Source organism: Arthrobacter sp. FW306-06-A, assembly GCF_021870055.1.
GTDB lineage: Bacteria > Actinomycetota > Actinomycetes > Actinomycetales > Micrococcaceae > Arthrobacter.
The window spans coordinates 3561819-3577543 of record NZ_CP084552.1 but is presented as its reverse complement, the minus strand read 5'-3'; the positions used below and the strand labels follow the sequence as shown (position 1 = coordinate 3577543).

Genomic DNA, 15725 nt, shown 5'->3' with positions numbered 1-15725 from the left:
AATTAGAGGAGTCCTGCCTGGGTCATCAGATCGGTGACCTTCTCGGAGTTGAGCTTGGCGGCGTCAACCTTGGGTGCCTGCAGGTCCTTGATGGGAACCAGCTTGTCATTGGCGGGAACGTCGGAGCCGATGGCGTACTCGAAGGACGTACCGTTCTTGAGTACCTCCTGACCCTTCTTGCCGGTGATGAACTTCAGAAACTCCTGCGCAGCCGCAGCGTTCTTGGAGGACTTCAGCACACCGCCGCCGGAAACGGACAGGAACGCGCCCGGGTCCTGGTTCTTGAAGTAGTACGGGGTGACGTTGCTGGAGTTTTCGCCGGTCTTGGCCTGGTCGCCGTAGTAGTAGTAGTGGTAGATCAGGGCGGCATCCACTTCACCGGCGTTGACGGCCTTCATGGCCGTGCTGTTTCCCTTGTAGGCCTTGGAGTTTTCCTTCATCCCCTTCAGCCACTCTTCCGTGGCGGACTCGCCCTTCAGTTCCAGGAGCGCGGAGACGATGGCCTGGAAGTCGGCACCGCTGGGGGAGGCAGCCCACCTGCCCTTCCATTCGGGGTTGGCCAGGTCAAGCATGGACTTGGGCAGCTTGTCCTCGGTGAGCTTGGTCTTGTTGTAGACCAGCACGGTGGAGCGGGCGGCGATGCCGGTCCACTTGCCGGTGGACGGCGAGAATTCGGCCGGGACCTGGGCCAGGGTGTCCTTGTTGACGTCGGCGAACAGGCCGGCGTTCTCCACCTGCGTCATGGCGGGGGAGTTCTCGGTCAGGAACACATCCGCGGGGGAGGCCTGGCCTTCCTGGATGATCTGGTTGGACAGTTCGGTGTCCGAGCCCTGGCGCATGGTCACCTTGATGCCGGTTTCCGCTGTGAAGGCATCCACCCATTCCTTGGTGAGGCTCTCGTGCTGGGCGTTGTACACCGTGATTTCACCCGAGGAGGCGCCGCCGGAAGCGGCGGACGAGCTGTCGCCGGCGGGGGTGGCGCCGCCGCAGGCGGTCAGGCCGAGAGCTGCGCTGGCGGCGAGTGCGATGCCGGCCAGCGCGCTGTTGCGGATCTTCATTGAGGCTGCTTTCGGTGGGGAAAAAGTCTGCTTGAACCTAGGTCCTATTAGGCAACACGAATGTTTCCTATGTCAGAAAAATTGTAGGGTAGGCAAACCTAAGCTCCAAGCCGAAGAGCCCCTTAAGTGACGAGGTTCACATCAATTACGAAACTTGGGCGTGACGTAATTGCCGATGTATCGGCGACTTGCTCGCAGGGCCTTCAACAGCGCTGCCCATAGACACTGGCGCTACTCACAAGTGCTGGCGCTGCCCGTATTCGGGTAGCGCCAGCGTCTTTGCGCCTCGAAGGCCAGGATGCGCCTCGAAAAGCGGGGGAGCCTGGCTACTTGTTCGGGTTGGGATCGTGGAGGTCGTGTTCACCGATATCGGCGGCGCCCAGGAGGCCCTCTCCAGGGGCATTTTCATGCGGATGTACGCGGATACTCAGCTCGGGATGGTGCAGGTCCAGGGCGGGGCGCTCGGAACGGATCCGGGGGAGCGAGGTGAAGTTGTGGCGCGGCGGCGGGCAGGACGTGGCCCACTCCAGTGAAGCGCCGAAGCCCCAGGGGTCGTCCACCGTGACCTTCTTCCCGGCGCGCCAGGTGATGAACACATTCCAGAAGAACGGGATCAGTGACGCACCCAGCAGGTAGGAACCGATGGTGGAGAACTGGTTCATGAAGGTGAAGTTGTCCTCCGGCATGTAGTCGGCGTACCGCCGCGGCATGCCCAGGACGCCCAGCCAGTGCTGGATGAGGAACGTGGCGTGGAAGCCCAGGAAGAGCATCCAGAAGTGGATCTTGCCCAGGCGCTCGTTGAGCATGGTGCCGGTGAACTTGGGCCACCAGAAGTAGAATCCGGCGAACATGGCGAAGACGACGGTGCCGAACACCACGTAGTGGAAGTGCGCCACCACGAAATAGGTGTCCGAGACGTGGAAGTCCAGCGGCGGGGAGGCCAGGATGATGCCGGTCAGGCCGCCGAACAGGAACGTGGCAAGGAATCCCATGCTCCACAGCATGGGCGTCTCGAAGGTCAGCGATCCGCCCCACATGGTGCCGATCCAGTTGAAGAACTTCACGCCGGTGGGCACTGCGATGAGCATCGTCATGAACGCGAAGAATGGCAGGAAGATGGCGCCCGTGACGTACATGTGGTGGGCCCACACCGTCACGGAGAGGGCTGCGATGGCGATGGTGGCGTACACGATGCCCTTGTAGCCGAACAGCGGCTTGCGGCTGAATACCGGGAAGATTTCCGAGACGATGCCGAAGAACGGCAGCGCGATGATGTACACCTCCGGGTGGCCGAAGAACCAGAACAGGTGCTGCCACAGGATGGCGCCGCCGTTGGCGGGGTCGAAAATGTGCGCGCCGAACTTGCGGTCCGCGCCGAGCGCGAACAGTGCGGCGGCCAGCGGCGGAAACGCCATCAGCACCAGGATGGCCGTGACCAGGGTGTTCCATGTGAAGATGGGCATCCGCCACATGGTCAGGCCCGGGGCGCGCATGCAGATGATGGTGGTGATGAAGTTGACCGCACCCAGGATGGTGCCGAAGCCCGACAACGCCAGGCCGAACACCCACAGGTCGCCGCCGATGCCGGGGGTGAAGGTGGTGTTGGACAGTGGCGCGTAAGCGAACCAACCGAAGGACGCGGCGCCCTGCGGAGTGATGAAGCCGGACACCGCGATGGTGGAGCCGAACAGGAAGAACCAGAATGCCAGCGCGTTCAGGCGCGGGAAGGCAACGTCCGGCGCACCGATCTGCAGCGGCATGATGACGTTGGCGAACCCGGCGAACAGCGGGGTGGCGAACATCAGCAGCATCATGGTGCCGTGCATGGTGAACAGCTGGTTGTACTGCTCTTTGGTCTGCAGGATCTGCATGCCGGGCTCGAACAGCTCGGCGCGGATCAGCAGCGCCATCACTCCGGCCAGGCAGAAGAACACGAAGGACGAGATCAGGTACATGTACCCGATGGTCTTGTGGTCAGTGGAGGTGATCCAGTTGACCACGATGGTGCCTTTGGGGCGCCGGACCACTGCCGGTGCCGCCGTGGCTGCCGTTCCACCCATTCTCTGGCCTGTGGTGGTCATTACGGTGCCGTCCTTTACTCTGTTGGTTCCAAAGCCTGCGGTGCCGGTGCCGACTGCGGCTGCCGGTTGAAATCGTTGCCCAGGCTTCCGGTGTTGCCCTTGGCCTTCAGGTCGGCCATGTGGCTGTCATACTCCTGCTGGCTCACCACCCGGACCTTGAAGAGCATCTCTGAGTGGTACTCACCGCACAGCTCCGCGCATTTGCCCATGTATTCGCCGGTGCGCTGCGGGGTGATGCTGATGTATGGGTTGTACTGTTCGTGGCCCGGGTAGAGGTCGCGTTTCTGCAGGAAATCGATGACCCAGAAGGAATGCTGCACGTCGCGGGACTGAAGGTGCAGCTCCACCTTCTTGCCAACGGGCAGGTAGAGCGTGGGCAGCCGGTCCGGGGCGCCGTAGCCGCCTGTCAGGTGGGCCTGCTGCCCGGCGTCCTCATGGACCTGTTCCTTGACGTAGTTGAAATCCCACGACCACTGTTTGCCGAAGACATCGATCACCACGTCCGGATTGGCGTAGCGCTCATCGATGGCGCGCTGGTCCCGGTCCGTGAAGACGAACAGGACGCCGATGACGATCAGCGGGACCGCGAGGTAGAACACCTCAAGCGGAAGGTTGTAGCTCAGCTGCGCCGGGAACCCCACCGTGTTTTTCCTGCGACGGTAGGCCACGATCACCCAGATCATCAGGCCCCAGGTAATGATCCCCACGATCAGCGCGGCGATCCAGGAGTTGACCCACAGGTCAGTGATGAGCGGAGTCTTGTCGGTGGTGTCCCGGGGGCCCGGAAGGAAACCGCGGGTGACTTCCGCGGAGCAGGAGGCCAGGGCCGGCATGGCCAGGAGGCCAACTGCCAGTGCCGCGAAGCGCCGCGTCCTGTGATTCCTGAACGGTCTTCTACCCACTTGTGGTCCCTCCGGCACGCTCCAGAAGCCCAACTGCATGAGCCCACCGCACCAGCAAAAAGCCCGGTGGGTTGTGTGGCCAACCCTACGCGGGGAGGATGCTGATGGGAAGGGGACGGGCTGCGGCCGGGACAAGACCGGAACGCCAGTCCAGGGACGGAAAGGGCAGTCATGGACCCAGCAGAAATGCTCATCGCGGCGGGCCAGTTCAGCGCGGGCACCGATCCCGGGGAAAATACGACGGCGGCCGGCCGGTTGATTGCGCAGGCTGCGGAAGCAGGGGCGCAACTGGTGGTCCTGCCCGAGTCCAGCCTGTACGGCACCAGCGAGCCGGCCGGGGCCCTGTCAGCCATCGCGCAGGACCTGGACGGCCCGTTCATCCGGAGCATGGCGGGTTTCGCCCGGGAGCATGGCATCGCGGTGGTGGTGGGAACCTATGAGAAGACGGAGGCTGGGCCTCCGTTCAACACCCTGGTGGCTCTGGACAGGCGCGGCAAGATCCTCGGCTGCTACCGGAAAGTGCATCTCTACGATGCCTTCGGGTACCGGGAAAGCGACGGGATCACGCCGGGCAGCGCCGGGAGGCCGCTGGTCTTCACCCTGGGCGGCTTCAGCTTCGGCGCCTTCACCTGCTACGACCTCCGCTTCCCCGAGAGTGCCCGCGCCGCGGTCGATGCAGGAGCCGATGTCCTGCTGGTGCCGTCCATGTGGATCCGAGGCCCAGGGAAGGAGGAACACTGGTCCACGCTGGCCAGGGCGAGGGCCATCGAGAACACGGCCTACCTCCTGGCAGCCAACCAGGCAGGGCCGCTGGCCACCGGATACTCCATGGCGGTGGACCCGGCCGGGGTGGTGGTGGCGAATGCCGGCGAGGAGCCCGGCCTGATCGTCGCCCGCCTCAGCCGGGACCGGCTGGCCCGGGTGCGCGAGCAGGTGCCGGTGCTGGAAAACCGCCGCTACGCCGTCGTGCCCCTCCCCGACGCAAGGCGCTGAACGGGCCGGGACGGGCGGCTGCAGGCGAGAATTACCGGCTGCCCGCCCAGACCGATGCTGCACCCGAGTGGCCGGTTGCGATGCTTTGGTAGACCAGGAAAACTCCGGCCAGCACGCCCAATACCGAGGTGGCGGGGAGCAGCCAGCGCGCTTCGAGGATGCCGCGCAGGCCGCGGAAGGCGGGACGCCTGGTCAGGATGGAAGGGAAGGCAGCGGCGATCTGTGCAGCCACCACCACCAGGAAGAAGGCGGTGACGAAGCGCAGGAAGCTTCCCTGTTCGGCGTGTTCCTCGATCAGTTTTGAGACCGGCCTCGCCTTCTCCAACTGCTCCCCGGCTTCCGCCGTAAGGACGGACAGCGGGACCAGAATCAGGGCAAGGATCCCCAGCGGCCAGGCCAGGTAGCGCCTTGAGCGCCGGAGCAGCGCGAAAACCACCGCAGACAGCCCGGCCAGCGGCGCCAGGACCACCACGCCGTGGATCAGCAGGATATGGGCGGGAAGGCCGGCGATCTCCATCAGGCGATCCCGGTGGTGCCCAGCAGGCTGCCCACGGCAAACGTGAAGGCCATGGCAAGCGCGCCGCCCACCACCAGCCGGATGGTCGCCTTGCGCTTGGAGCTTCCGCCGATCTTGGCGCTGACGGTGCCGGTCAGGGCCAGCGCCAGGATGACGGCGACGAAGGTGACGGGGATGCGCGCCTGTTCAGGCGGGAAGATGATGGCCAGCATCGGCAGCACGGCGCCGACGGTAAAGGCGATGGCGGAGGCGAAGGCGGCGTGCCAGGGGCTCACCACTTCTTCTTCGTCAATGTTCAATTCGGCGGCCAGGTGGGCTTTCAGCGGGTCCTTTGCCGTCAGCTCTTCGGCAACCGTGCGGGCCGTGGCCTCACTGAGTCCCTTGGCCTGGTAAATCCCGGCAAGTTCTTCCAGCTCGCCTTCGGGATCGTCCCGAAGTTCCTGGCGCTCCTTTTCGATCAGCGCCCGCTGGCTGTCGCTCTGGCTGCTCACGGAGACGTATTCGCCCAAGGCCATGGACACCGCACCGCCCACTACTGCGGCCGTGCCGGCCACCAGGATGGGCGCAAGGTCGTTGGTGACGCCCGCGACGCCCACCACTGTTGCCGCGACGGAGACGATGCCGTCGTTGGCACCGAGGACACCGGCGCGCAGCCAGTTGAGGCGTGCTGCCACGCTGCTGTCGTGGGGTTCGCGGCTCAGCTTGAGAGTTTCAGACATGCTGGCAGTAAAGCACCGCATGGACCCCCGTGCCACGAAGGTTTGCATCCCCTAACCGTGTTGGCAGGGAAAGGGTCAGGCGGGGGACACCCGGAACCGGAGCCCGAAGTGATTCAGCGTGCCCGGCAGTGGCCGGTCCGGGGACAGCCGGTGGGACTCCAGGGTGAAGGTGCTGTCCTGCAGCAGGCGGGCCAGCAGGGCACTGGTCAGCAGCAGCACCAACTGGCGGCCGGGGCACCGCACCGGCCCGTCGCTGAAGGGAACCACGCCCCAGTCTTCGGGATCACCGGGGCGGGCATCGTCGTGCTGCAGCCAGAGGCCGGGGTCGAAGGTATCGGCCTGCGTGAGGCGACGGCCGTCGCGGTGGAAGTAAGGGGCAAAGACCAGCACGCCGCAACGCGCCGGCATGGTTCCGTTCTCCCAGGCGACCTCACGGGTGGTCTGGCGCAGGATCATGGGCGTGGTGGGCCACAGCCGCAGGGACTCCAGCACGCAGGCGCGCAGGAACGGCAGGTTCCGGCCGCCGGTTTGATCAGCAGCAACTTCCACCCGGGCCTGCGCTGCCTGGCTGGGATGGCTGGCCAGGAGCGCCAGGGTGCGGATTGCCGCCATCCCCGCCGGTTCGAACGCGAACAGCCACTGGGGGACCTGGTCGCCGGGCGCCGTGGGGTCCGAGTCGGGCCGCCCGCGCAGGGCGGAGGCCAAGGTGCCGGGCGGAGCGGCACCGATGCCGGCGCGCACACGCCCCAGGAATTCGGTCCGCACGCTGTGGCGGCGCGGCTTCAGGCCGGACCAGTTGGCGTCCTTCCGCAGCCGGGCCAGCATATCCGTGAGTTCGACGTCGTCCCTCGCCGCATCGCCGAAGACCACCCGCCGGACGGCCCGGTGCCAGGCGGCGGTGAACAGCGGCCAGTCCAGCGCTCCGTCGGCCGACCCGACGTCGCCCATGGCCGCAAGCAGCAGGGCGTCCGCTTCCTCTTCAACGACCGGCAGGAAGGAATCGGCGAACCGGTGGACCGGGCTGGCGGTATCCAGCGCCTGTTCCTGCAGCGCCCGCCGCACAGTCCTGTCGGTGCCGGTGGAAACCAGCACATTCCGTGGCTCGAAGTGCGCCAGCGCACCGCGTTTTTCGCTGCTCGCCGGCGAGAAGGGCTCCGGCGACTCCGCCAGGACCCGGTGGAGCTGGTCCGGGCGAAGGACCACCGCCTGCTTCCTGAAGGGCAGCCGGAGCAGGAGCGGACCGGCAGGATACTTGGCGTCCAGCTTCTGCATCCGCGTCACGGCGCGCCGGTCCAGGCCCAAGCGCTCGGCCAGGGCCTCGACCCGCGGCCGCCGGATCAGGGGACCTTTGGCCGCCGTCGGAATGAAGACGTCCATCAGGAACGCTGCCGTTTCGCCGATGCCGGCGCGCGGAAGGGAATGCATGGGTACCTGCCTTGCTCGGGTGCTCGTCCTAGGGTGAGGTACCCGATTCTGGGCTCCTGTAGCGGCAGGACATTTTTTGCCCCCAGCAACCGGCTTTCGGCCCTAGCGGTGCCTCTCCGGCGGGAGGAGGCTGGAGGGCGTCCCGTATGAAGGATCTGCCATGGACGTCCGCCTCCTCTCCCAAGTGCTCTCGCTGCGTGCAGCGTGGCGGCGAAGGGACCGGTGGGATGCCGCGCGCATCGCTGTCCACCAGGAACGGGCCCTGCAACGGCTGCGCGAAGCCACCTATGCGGGCTCGGAATTCTACCGGCGCCATCACGCGGGGCTGCACGAGGCTCCCTTGCAGGAACTGCCGCCCGTGAGGAAAGCGGATCTGATGGAGCACTTCGATGAAGCCATCACCACCCCGGACCTGAACCTCGCCGATGTGCAGGACCATTTGCAGGAGCTCGCAGAAGGCGGAGGGGACCCCGGCCGACCATGGAGGGGCCGGTGGTGGGTTGCCGCGACCGCCGGAACGGCGGGCGGCCCGGGGATCTTCGCCTGGAACCGGTTTGAATGGGCAGCTGTCCTGGCGTCCTATGCCCGAGCGTATGACTGGGCCGGCATCTCAGCCGGGAGCCGGGGAAAGCCGGTGAAGACAGCGCTGGTCAGCTCCCGCGTCCCCACCCACCAGTCCGCAGCCGTCGCAGCGTCCCTGGCCTCCCGGTTTGTACCAACGCTCCGGCTCGATGTCACTGCGCCACTGGACGGAATCACGGCCGCCCTGAACGGGTTCCAGCCGAAGGTGCTGGTGGGTTATGCCTCCGCCCTCAAGCCGCTGGCTGCCGAACAGTCCGCCGGGCGGCTGCATATTGCACCCGCCGGCGTCATGTCTGCCTCCGAGGTCCTGACCAGACAGGCTGCCTTGGAGATGGAGGCAGCCTGGGGGACTGCCCCGATTGACGTCTATGCAGCTACCGAAACAGCAGGTATCGCTTCGGGCTGCCCCTACCGGAACAGCCACCTCTACGAGGACCTGGTGATCCTCGAGCCTGTTGACCAGGCCGGAGCACCGGTCCCGGCGGGAACGACAGGGGCCAGAGTGTTGGTTACCGTCCTGTTTTCCCGCACCCTGCCCCTGATCCGCTACGAGATGTCCGACAGCGTCAGGGTCGGCGGGCGTGGCTGCCCCTGCGGGCGATCCTTCAGCCTCCTTGAGGAAGTGGAGGGGCGCCTCGAAGATGTCCTGGAGCTTTCGGGAAGGGAAGGTCCCGTCAGGCTCCATCCGATCGTGTTCCATCATGTGCTGGATGAGGTGGCAATGGGCTGGCAAGTGATCCAGGAACCCGCGCGGCTGCGCGTCCTTGTGGCCGGAATCGCGCCAGGACAAAATCCGGAGGGAATCCGTGCGGCCGTGGCGGGGGCGCTTGATGCCGCGGGCGTGCCGGCACTCCCGGTGGTCGTGCAGCCGGTTGACCGGATCGAGCGCACCGCCTTGGGTAAAGCTCCCTTTGTCCGGGCGCTGCGCAGTTCACGCTGACCCGCAATCCATGGCAGGCGCGGGCAGACGTGGGGTGCGGCAGCGCTTGAATCCGCTCAGGCCGGTTCAGCAGCGTCCTGGTCCGGTATCTCGATCTGGAATCCGCAGGCGCAGCGCAGCACCCTGGTGGCCAGGTACACGCCAAGGGCTTCCGGCAACTGGCCATAGGTGCCGTGGATGCTGCGCATTTCGGCTCCGCTGGCGGCCATGACCTGTCCGCAGTGGACGTAGTGGCCGCCCCGGACCAGGACGTCCGGAGTACGCCGGCTTTCGGTGGCCATCAGGCGACGGCGGGGTAGCTGCTGAGGATGTAGTCCGCCGCGGCGGGGCCCGTCATGCGCAGCCGGCAGTTCCGGACATCCACGCCGCAGCGCAGCATTCCCGCGCGGAAGGCCTGGTCCGGCTTCGGCGTCAGGCCGTGCAGCGCTGCCCAGCTGACGTAAAGGCCGTAGAGGCAGTCGGGACCAAGGGGGTGGTCCCTGGAAGGGTCGGAGATAGTTGCTTCGTCGAGGAATAGCTGGAACTGCGAGGACGCCATTGCGTGTCTCTTCCGCTGCTGCTTAATTGCCGCCGTTGGACTACAGCAGCTGCTCTGGCCGGCCTTTGCAGAAGATCCGGGGAGGACGGGGCATGATCCCAGTCACAGGTACTAATCTACGCGGGGGTAGGGCGGAAGTACAGCCGGAGCAATTGCGGCTGCGCAACCGCACCCCTTCCCACGGATTGATAAGGCTGCTTATCATATTGTTCCCTTCCGACGGCGGCCACGGCACCGGGGATGAAATGGTGCAGAGGTTGCCGGGGAAGATTCGACTCATGCGTGCTCCGGAAGGGTAACCAAGAGATATGGAGAACAACGAGATGAACGATTCACCCCTGCACAAGGAATTGCCGCTGCCCGACTATGACCACCTGCCCGTCGGCACCCTTCCCACGCGCATTAACGGGCTGGACGAAGCGGACGTTGCCCAGCTGGTCACCTACGAGAAGGCACACGGAAACCGGCTCCCGATCCTGCAGATCCTGGAGAAGCGGTTGCAGGACCTGCAAAGCGGTGCAGAGCCGAGTGGCACCCGGAATCCGACCACTCCGGAGGTCCAAGGCAACGCAGGGACCCCGCAGTCGTCCTCCGTCCCCGGGCCCCCGGTGAACCCGCCGTCCCACGGCGATCCCACCAACCCGGCACAGCCCCGCAAATGACCTGCGGAACGGGCACGAGCATGCAGGACAACCTGGGCGCCGGAGGCACTGAGAGGCATAGCGGCGCCGCGGACCTGCTCCGCTCGGCCAACTGGGTGGCCGGCGAATTCCGCGACGTGGGCTTCCCCATGGCGGAGGTGCTGCGCCAGCTTTGACGTCCTGATGGACGGGGCAGTCACGCTGGCCTGCTTCTGGGAGGAACTTGCAAGGAAGCAAGGGATAGGGGACGACGACGATGGACACCTACGGCAATGACGGCACCGGCGGCGCCGGTGCAGGCAGGCGCACGTTCGGGATTGAAGAGGAGCTGCTCCTGGTGGACCCTGCCACCGGTGAAGCAGTGCCGCTGGCAGGCGCCCTCCTGGACCTGTACGTCCGGCCGCTGGAGGCCGGTGCCGGCCCCGTCCTGACCGCCGAATTCCAGCAGGAAATGATCGAGCTGGTCACCCCGCCGCACGCCACGCTGGCGAGCCTGGAGCGTGACATCATTGCCGGCCGCGCGATTGCCCACCAGGCAGCCGAGGATGTGGGCGTCAGGGTGGCGGCACTGGGCACTTCGCCGCTGCCGGCCGACCCCCATCCCGTGCAGCTGCGGAGGTTCCGCGCCATGACGGAAGAGTACGGGCTGACCGCCAGGGAACAGCTCACATGCGGATGTCATATCCACGTCTCGGTGGAGTCGCCCGAGGAAGCCGTGGCCGTGCTGGACCGGATGCGCAACTGGCTGCCGGTGCTCATCGCGCTCAGCGCCAACTCCCCGTTCTGGCATGGCCAGGACAGTGGCTACGCCAGTTACCGCTCGCAGGTGTGGAACCGCTGGCCCTCTGCCGGACCGCTGGAAATCCTGCGAACACCCGATGCCTACCACCAACTAGTGCACGACATGGTGAGCACCGGGGTGGCCCTCGATGAGGGCATGATCTACTTTGACGCCCGCCTCTCCCGGCACTATCCCACCGTGGAGATCCGCCTGGCCGATGTGTGCCTCCGGCCGGAGGACACGGTCCTGCTGGCTGGGATTGCCAGGGCCCTGGTGGAAACCGCGGCAAGGGAGTGGCGGGAAGGAATCGAACCGGTGGCTGTCCCGTCGGCGTTGCTCCGCCTGGCTGCCTGGAAGGCGAGCCGCTGGGGCCTCCGCGGTGAGCTGCTGGATCCGCAGACGCACCGCCCGGCGCCCGCCCTCGCCGTCGTGAATTCGCTGCTGAACCATGTCCGCGGGGCGCTGGAGGACATGGGGGACCTGCAGCGGGTGGAGGACCTGGTGGACCGGCTGCTCGCCCGCGGCACCGGTGCGGTGCGGCAGATAGAGGTGCTGCACCGCACCGGGGACATGGAACGGGTGGTGGAGGACGCGGCCAACTGCACCGTTTCAGCGTCCTAGCCAGGGGCGGAAAGGTGGTCAGTAAGTCGTCGCGTTGGGCAGGATCAGTGGCGGCAGCGGTGCCTGGTCGAAGTCGAAGGCCTTGGCCAGGTCGCCCAGTTGCGGGTTGTTCTCGCGCACGTCGGGCCTCGGGTCCGGCCGTCCGTCGGTGGCGGGATCGATGCGCTCGCCGCCAAGGAAATCGTCCTCGATGAACTTGAAGTAGGCATCCTGGCTGAGCACCTGGTGGTCAATGTAGCCCTTCTTCGCATAAGGGCTGATCACCAGGCCCGGGACGCGCAGGCCGTAGCCGTTGTCGTCCACTACCGGCGGCTGCAGGTGGTCGTAGAACCCTCCCCAGTCGTCCCAGTTGAGGAAGATTGCCGTGCTGTCCCAGTCCGGCCCGCTCATGACAGCGTTGATCAGTCCTGCCACGTACGCCTGCCCGGTGCTGATCTTGGCCGGGGCGTGCTCGCTGACTTTGTCCGTGGGCGCCACCCAGGTGACGGCGGGCAGGGTGCCTTGCTTCGCGGCGTCGTAGAAACCACTCAGCGGCTTGATGTTGCCCTGCTGGCCGTCCTCCTTCACCGTGTCGAAGTACAGCAGCGGGTTCCACAGGCCCGGGGTTTTGGCGTCCTGCTTGACGGGATCGCAGGTGGCGGCGTCGTTCCGACAGTCGGGTTCAGTGCCGTTGAAGACGTAGTAGGCCCAGTCCACCTGGTGCTTGTGGAGCAGGAAGGTCAGGTCAGTCCAGGCGTAGTCCGGCAGTTCCAGTTTTTTGGCGGCCTCGGTGAGCTTCTTCTTCAGGTCGTCGGCCACCGGCGCGGCGTCCACCGCAGCCTGGCAGACAGCGTAGGAATCGGTGGGCTTGCAGCTGGTGCCGATGATCTGGTCGATCTGGGCGGCCAGGTCCGGGTTGATGCCCGCTGCCTCCAGCGCCTCCTTGCACGGGTCCAGGTCCATCCCGGCCTGGCACTTTCCGATCAGGGTGTCCTTGATGATCTGGGGCTCCGGTTCGGGATCCGGATTCTGCAGGGCGTTGACGCACGATGACGGATCTCCACTGACGGTGCACTTGGCCGACCATTCCGAGACCAGGTACAGGTGGGCCGGCAGGCTCCAGGAGGCGGCGGAGGCGAACAGGTGGTCCTGGAGCGTGAAGTTCTGCGCATAGGCCCAGTAGTTGGGCAGGTCCCGGCCGTCGTGGAAACCCATCACGTCCGTGGGCGCACTGGTGTTGTACACGCAGTTGGTGCTGCCGGCGCTGCAGCCCGACAGCCCTTTCTCCGCCTGCGCCACAAACCCGTCCATCGCCCCGCCGTTGATGTCCGCCGTGGCGTCGGCATGACTGTGCGGGCCCCCTGCATTGCTGTCCGCCGAGTTGTAGAAGGGCCTGGCGCAGCCGCCCTCCGCAGGGTCGGGGACGCAGACGCTGGGCTGGCCGTCCTTCATGGGGATCCCGTCGGCCCCGGGATAGGTGCCGAAGTAGCTGTCAAAGGACCGGTTCTCCTGGGTGATGATCACCACGTGCTTGATCTTGGAGATTCCGGCAGCGGCGATGCCAGCGGGACCGGCCGCAGGAGCGGCGTTCGGTGACGGGTTCGCCGGCGCCGCTGCAGGGGAGCCCGTCTGTTGCGGGCCGGCACGGAACACGGTGAAAAGAACGACGGCGAGGATCACCAAAGCGACCACTGCGGCAGCCCCCAGTACGAGCCGGCGTCGTCCGTTATGCTCAGGCCACATCCTCAGGATTCCTTCCGGTAAACGTCGTCGCTGAAGACCCTCGCACCGGGATCTGCCGCCAGTCCCAGGCGGGGGAGGCGGAAGAAGTCCTCGATGCTGGCCAGCAGGCTGTAGTGGTTGTAGGCCCGGTCCGATGAGGTCCCCGCCTCGCTGAACGGGGACAGGACCAGCGCGCCCACCTTGCCGCCCGCCGTGCCGCCGGCCGGTACGGCACTGGCCGGTTCGGACGGCCCGGCGGCGTCGCCCTCGGCCTCATCGAAGGTGATCACCAGCATCCCGTCCTGCTTGTACGCCGGGGAGGACAGGATGGCCGGCACCTGCTCCTTGAGCCAGCTGTCCGCCGCACCCAGTCCGCCGTCCGAGCCGTCGGCGCAGGTGCCGTCATGCCCGTCATGGCAGAGGTTGGGCGTGATGTAGGCAAGGTTCGGGGTGGTGTCCACCGACCGCAGGTCGTCCTTGAGGGCCGAGGAGTTCACCACGTTCCTTGCGCACTCCGGGGATGAGGTGATGGAGCGGAAGTACACAAAGGGGTTGTGGTGGGTGGAGTACTGCTCCTCCGGGGTGGCCTTGATGTGGTTGTCGGCCTCTTCCAGGACCGGGTGCTCGCACGGCTGCTGCATGTCCTCCATGTAGCCCTTCCAGGTTTTGCCCTGCGCCGCCAGTTGCCCTGCCAAGGTCTGGACGTTCTCCGGATAGACGCACCCGTCGCCCTGCAGCGTGCCGTCTGAATTGGTTCCAGTGGCGGTGAACGCGGTGTAGGTGTGGCAGTCCTTCTCGGTGCTGTCGTTGGGGGGTTGCCCGGAAATCTGGGCCAGGTAGTTGGGCAGTGAGTTGTGCGCTATGCCGTAGTAGTTCTGCAGCAGCACGCCCTTCTTCCGCAGTGTTCCGGACAGGTACGGGGCGGGGGAGTTGTCGCCCCAGACGCTGGCGTATCCCTTGTTTTCCAGGTTGATCACGAAGATGTGCTGGGGTGTGCCGGCGGCCTTTACGGCGTCGACAGCGTCTGCAGCGGAGCTTGGGTTTGCCGTGGGTGTTGCCGTTGCCGGTGAAGCGCTGGGCGAAGGCGTGGCAGCACCGGACGGCGTGGCTGTTTGCGGAGCCGGCGCGGGCGCGGGCGCGGGCGCCTGGCAGGCCACCACTCCGGACAGGAACAGTGCCAGAACGGGCAGCAGCATGGGAAAGGGGCGCCTCACCGCAGCGAAGGGACGGAGTGGTCTTCGGTTCACGGGCAACCTCCACGGTCGGGTATTCACCTGCGCCCCAGCGCTGCGGTCACTCTCGCACATCGGAACCGCTATTTGCAGGGGCGATTGCTGTGAGTTGGCAGTGAATCGCGACGCAATGCAGGCGCTGTCCTGCCCTAGGTCTTTCTGCCCTACACCCCGAACAGCGCCAGGCGTTGACTTAAATCGCGGGAAACAAAGGCCCGCGGGACGGGAAACGCACAGGGCGCAGCCGTCCCAAAACAGAAAGGAAAGTTCAGTGAAGAAGTGGTATCGGTGGCAGGACTACGTAGCTGCTGCCGCCGGACTCTTTACCGCGGTGGCGGTCCTGTTCACGCGGCAGCAAAACATGTCCACCACCCTCATGCTCGTCTTCGGCGGGCTCCTGGTGGTCAGCGGCATCATCAACCTGGCCATGCCGGGAACTCCGGCCATGGAATACGTGCAGGCCATCCTCGCAGCAGGACTGGTCCTCTCGCCATGGCTCGGAACATACACGGGCGCGACGGGGGCTGCCTGGACGTCATGGATCGCAGGGGCAGTGGCACTGGTGGTAACAGCGGTGGCCATCAAGCCCAGCACCGACGTCCGCCGGACCTACCGCGTCTCGCATTAGTAAAAGGAATCCGCCATGACCGAGGTGCTGCGGTACGAAGTGGGATCCGGGACCGTGCTTGTCGAGGCTGCTGATGACAGCTACGGCGTGGACCATCCCGCACGGAACGAGCAGGGAATCCTGGACACGGGCAGGCGACTGGAAGATGCACTCGCCAGCGTCCGCCCCGCCGCCCGCGCAGCACTGGAGGCCATGGCGGAACTAACTCCGGAAAAGATCGAAATCGAATTCGGCGTCAAGCTTGCGGGGGACGCAGGGGCCGTGATTGCCAAGAGCAGTTCCGATGCCCACTTTGTCCTCCGCATGTCCTGGGCCCCTGCCGCGGCAGCGGTGCCCGGGGAAGAAATCATGCATGGCGGGTGACAG

Annotated in this window: 17 protein-coding genes; 7 read left to right on the top strand and 10 right to left on the bottom strand. The window is 65.9% G+C overall.

Annotated elements, in window-relative coordinates; translation table 11 throughout:
* Nucleotides 1–2: 2 nt before the first annotated feature.
* The 3 genes from LFT49_RS16750 to ctaC form a co-directional block, all read right to left on the bottom strand.
* Nucleotides 3–1058 (bottom strand): iron ABC transporter substrate-binding protein, encoded by a 1056-nt coding sequence (locus tag LFT49_RS16750; protein WP_236820371.1) that lies wholly within the window; start codon nt 1056–1058, stop codon nt 3–5.
* Between the two features lie 326 nt (nt 1059–1384).
* Nucleotides 1385–3118, bottom strand: a complete 1734-nt coding sequence (gene ctaD, locus LFT49_RS16745; RefSeq protein ID WP_236802926.1) for an aa3-type cytochrome oxidase subunit I — start codon at nt 3116–3118, stop codon at nt 1385–1387.
* Nucleotides 3119–3153: 35 nt separating this feature from the next.
* Entirely contained in the window at nt 3154–3972 is an 819-nt protein-coding gene (ctaC, locus tag LFT49_RS16740) for an aa3-type cytochrome oxidase subunit II (protein WP_237428833.1), read from the bottom strand.
* Between the two features lie 240 nt (nt 3973–4212).
* Between ctaC and LFT49_RS16735 the strand changes: the two genes are divergently transcribed.
* Nucleotides 4213–5034, top strand: coding sequence for a carbon-nitrogen hydrolase family protein (locus LFT49_RS16735; RefSeq protein WP_237428832.1), 822 nt, complete (start codon nt 4213–4215; stop codon nt 5032–5034).
* A 31-nt stretch (nt 5035–5065) separates the two neighbouring features.
* Here LFT49_RS16735 and LFT49_RS16730 read toward each other — a convergent pair whose 3' ends face one another.
* The 3 genes from LFT49_RS16730 to LFT49_RS16720 all read right to left on the bottom strand — a co-directional run bounded on the left by LFT49_RS16730 (nt 5066) and on the right by LFT49_RS16720 (nt 7695).
* Nucleotides 5066–5551 carry a hypothetical protein gene (locus LFT49_RS16730; protein ID WP_336886855.1) on the bottom strand — a complete coding sequence of 162 codons (486 nt, stop codon included), beginning with the start codon at nt 5549–5551 and terminating at the stop codon, nt 5066–5068.
* Nucleotides 5551–6270 carry a VIT1/CCC1 transporter family protein gene (locus LFT49_RS16725; RefSeq protein WP_236799444.1) on the bottom strand — a complete coding sequence of 240 codons (720 nt, stop codon included), beginning with the start codon at nt 6268–6270 and terminating at the stop codon, nt 5551–5553. The genes LFT49_RS16730 and LFT49_RS16725 overlap by 1 nt, the downstream gene beginning before the upstream one ends.
* Nucleotides 6271–6345: 75 nt before the next feature.
* Nucleotides 6346–7695, bottom strand: a complete 1350-nt coding sequence (locus LFT49_RS16720; RefSeq protein ID WP_237428831.1) for a cytochrome P450 — start codon at nt 7693–7695, stop codon at nt 6346–6348.
* Between the two features lie 160 nt (nt 7696–7855).
* Between LFT49_RS16720 and LFT49_RS16715 the strand changes: the two genes are divergently transcribed.
* Nucleotides 7856–9217 (top strand): phenylacetate--CoA ligase family protein, encoded by a 1362-nt coding sequence (locus tag LFT49_RS16715; protein WP_237428830.1) that lies wholly within the window; start codon nt 7856–7858, stop codon nt 9215–9217.
* Nucleotides 9218–9273: 56 nt separating this feature from the next.
* On the opposite strand, the gene LFT49_RS16710 is transcribed toward LFT49_RS16715, so the two are convergent.
* Nucleotides 9274–9498 carry a hypothetical protein gene (locus LFT49_RS16710; RefSeq protein WP_236799441.1) on the bottom strand — a complete coding sequence of 75 codons (225 nt, stop codon included), beginning with the start codon at nt 9496–9498 and terminating at the stop codon, nt 9274–9276.
* Nucleotides 9498–9755 carry a hypothetical protein gene (locus LFT49_RS16705; protein WP_236820368.1) on the bottom strand — a complete coding sequence of 86 codons (258 nt, stop codon included), beginning with the start codon at nt 9753–9755 and terminating at the stop codon, nt 9498–9500. The genes LFT49_RS16710 and LFT49_RS16705 overlap by 1 nt, the downstream gene beginning before the upstream one ends.
* Nucleotides 9756–10078: 323 nt before the next feature.
* On the opposite strand from LFT49_RS16705, the gene LFT49_RS16700 reads away from it, so the two are divergent.
* The 3 genes from LFT49_RS16700 to LFT49_RS16690 all read left to right on the top strand — a co-directional run bounded on the left by LFT49_RS16700 (nt 10079) and on the right by LFT49_RS16690 (nt 11798).
* A complete protein-coding gene (locus LFT49_RS16700; RefSeq protein ID WP_237428829.1) occupies nt 10079–10417 on the top strand; it encodes a hypothetical protein in 339 nt (112 codons plus the stop codon).
* On the top strand, nt 10414–10572 hold the full coding sequence (locus LFT49_RS16695; protein ID WP_237428828.1) for a hypothetical protein: 159 nt from the start codon (nt 10414–10416) through the stop codon (nt 10570–10572). The genes LFT49_RS16700 and LFT49_RS16695 overlap by 4 nt, the downstream gene beginning before the upstream one ends.
* An 80-nt stretch (nt 10573–10652) precedes the next feature.
* A complete protein-coding gene (locus LFT49_RS16690) occupies nt 10653–11798 on the top strand; it encodes a carboxylate-amine ligase (RefSeq protein WP_237428827.1) in 1146 nt (381 codons plus the stop codon).
* 18 nt (nt 11799–11816) lie between these two features.
* Here LFT49_RS16690 and LFT49_RS16685 read toward each other — a convergent pair whose 3' ends face one another.
* Together LFT49_RS16685 and LFT49_RS16680 are read right to left on the bottom strand one after the other, a co-directional pair.
* Nucleotides 11817–13520, bottom strand: a complete 1704-nt coding sequence (locus LFT49_RS16685) for an alkaline phosphatase family protein (protein WP_237428826.1) — start codon at nt 13518–13520, stop codon at nt 11817–11819.
* A gap of 2 nt (nt 13521–13522) precedes the next feature.
* Nucleotides 13523–14695 (bottom strand): alkaline phosphatase family protein, encoded by a 1173-nt coding sequence (locus LFT49_RS16680; protein WP_237428825.1) that lies wholly within the window; start codon nt 14693–14695, stop codon nt 13523–13525.
* Between the two features lie 307 nt (nt 14696–15002).
* Between LFT49_RS16680 and LFT49_RS16675 the strand changes: the two genes are divergently transcribed.
* Both LFT49_RS16675 and LFT49_RS16670 read left to right on the top strand, forming a co-directional pair.
* Entirely contained in the window at nt 15003–15359 is a 357-nt protein-coding gene (locus LFT49_RS16675; RefSeq protein ID WP_236799434.1) for an SPW repeat domain-containing protein, read from the top strand.
* Nucleotides 15360–15374: 15 nt separating this feature from the next.
* Nucleotides 15375–15722 carry a CU044_2847 family protein gene (locus LFT49_RS16670; RefSeq protein WP_236799433.1) on the top strand — a complete coding sequence of 116 codons (348 nt, stop codon included), beginning with the start codon at nt 15375–15377 and terminating at the stop codon, nt 15720–15722.
* Nucleotides 15723–15725: the final 3 nt, after the last annotated feature.

Coding starts and splice junctions, on each gene's coding strand:
- LFT49_RS16695 (WP_237428828.1), top strand. CDS start 10,414: ATGACCTGCGGAACGGGCACGAGCATGCAGGACAACCTGGGCGCCGGA.
- LFT49_RS16715 (WP_237428830.1), top strand. CDS start 7,856: ATGGACGTCCGCCTCCTCTCCCAAGTGCTCTCGCTGCGTGCAGCGTGG.
- LFT49_RS16690 (WP_237428827.1), top strand. CDS start 10,653: ATGGACACCTACGGCAATGACGGCACCGGCGGCGCCGGTGCAGGCAGG.
- LFT49_RS16700 (WP_237428829.1), top strand. CDS start 10,079: ATGAACGATTCACCCCTGCACAAGGAATTGCCGCTGCCCGACTATGAC.
- LFT49_RS16750 (WP_236820371.1), bottom strand. CDS start 1,058: ATGAAGATCCGCAACAGCGCGCTGGCCGGCATCGCACTCGCCGCCAGC.
- ctaD (WP_236802926.1), bottom strand. CDS start 3,118: ATGGGTGGAACGGCAGCCACGGCGGCACCGGCAGTGGTCCGGCGCCCC.
- LFT49_RS16730 (WP_336886855.1), bottom strand. CDS start 5,551: ATGGAGATCGCCGGCCTTCCCGCCCATATCCTGCTGATCCACGGCGTG.
- ctaC (WP_237428833.1), bottom strand. CDS start 3,972: ATGCCGGCCCTGGCCTCCTGCTCCGCGGAAGTCACCCGCGGTTTCCTT.
- LFT49_RS16680 (WP_237428825.1), bottom strand. CDS start 14,695: ATGCTGCTGCCCGTTCTGGCACTGTTCCTGTCCGGAGTGGTGGCCTGC.
- LFT49_RS16685 (WP_237428826.1), bottom strand. CDS start 13,520: ATGTGGCCTGAGCATAACGGACGACGCCGGCTCGTACTGGGGGCTGCC.
- LFT49_RS16725 (WP_236799444.1), bottom strand. CDS start 6,270: ATGTCTGAAACTCTCAAGCTGAGCCGCGAACCCCACGACAGCAGCGTG.
- LFT49_RS16735 (WP_237428832.1), top strand. CDS start 4,213: ATGGACCCAGCAGAAATGCTCATCGCGGCGGGCCAGTTCAGCGCGGGC.
- LFT49_RS16705 (WP_236820368.1), bottom strand. CDS start 9,755: ATGGCGTCCTCGCAGTTCCAGCTATTCCTCGACGAAGCAACTATCTCC.
- LFT49_RS16710 (WP_236799441.1), bottom strand. CDS start 9,498: ATGGCCACCGAAAGCCGGCGTACTCCGGACGTCCTGGTCCGGGGCGGC.
- LFT49_RS16720 (WP_237428831.1), bottom strand. CDS start 7,695: ATGCATTCCCTTCCGCGCGCCGGCATCGGCGAAACGGCAGCGTTCCTG.
- LFT49_RS16670 (WP_236799433.1), top strand. CDS start 15,375: ATGACCGAGGTGCTGCGGTACGAAGTGGGATCCGGGACCGTGCTTGTC.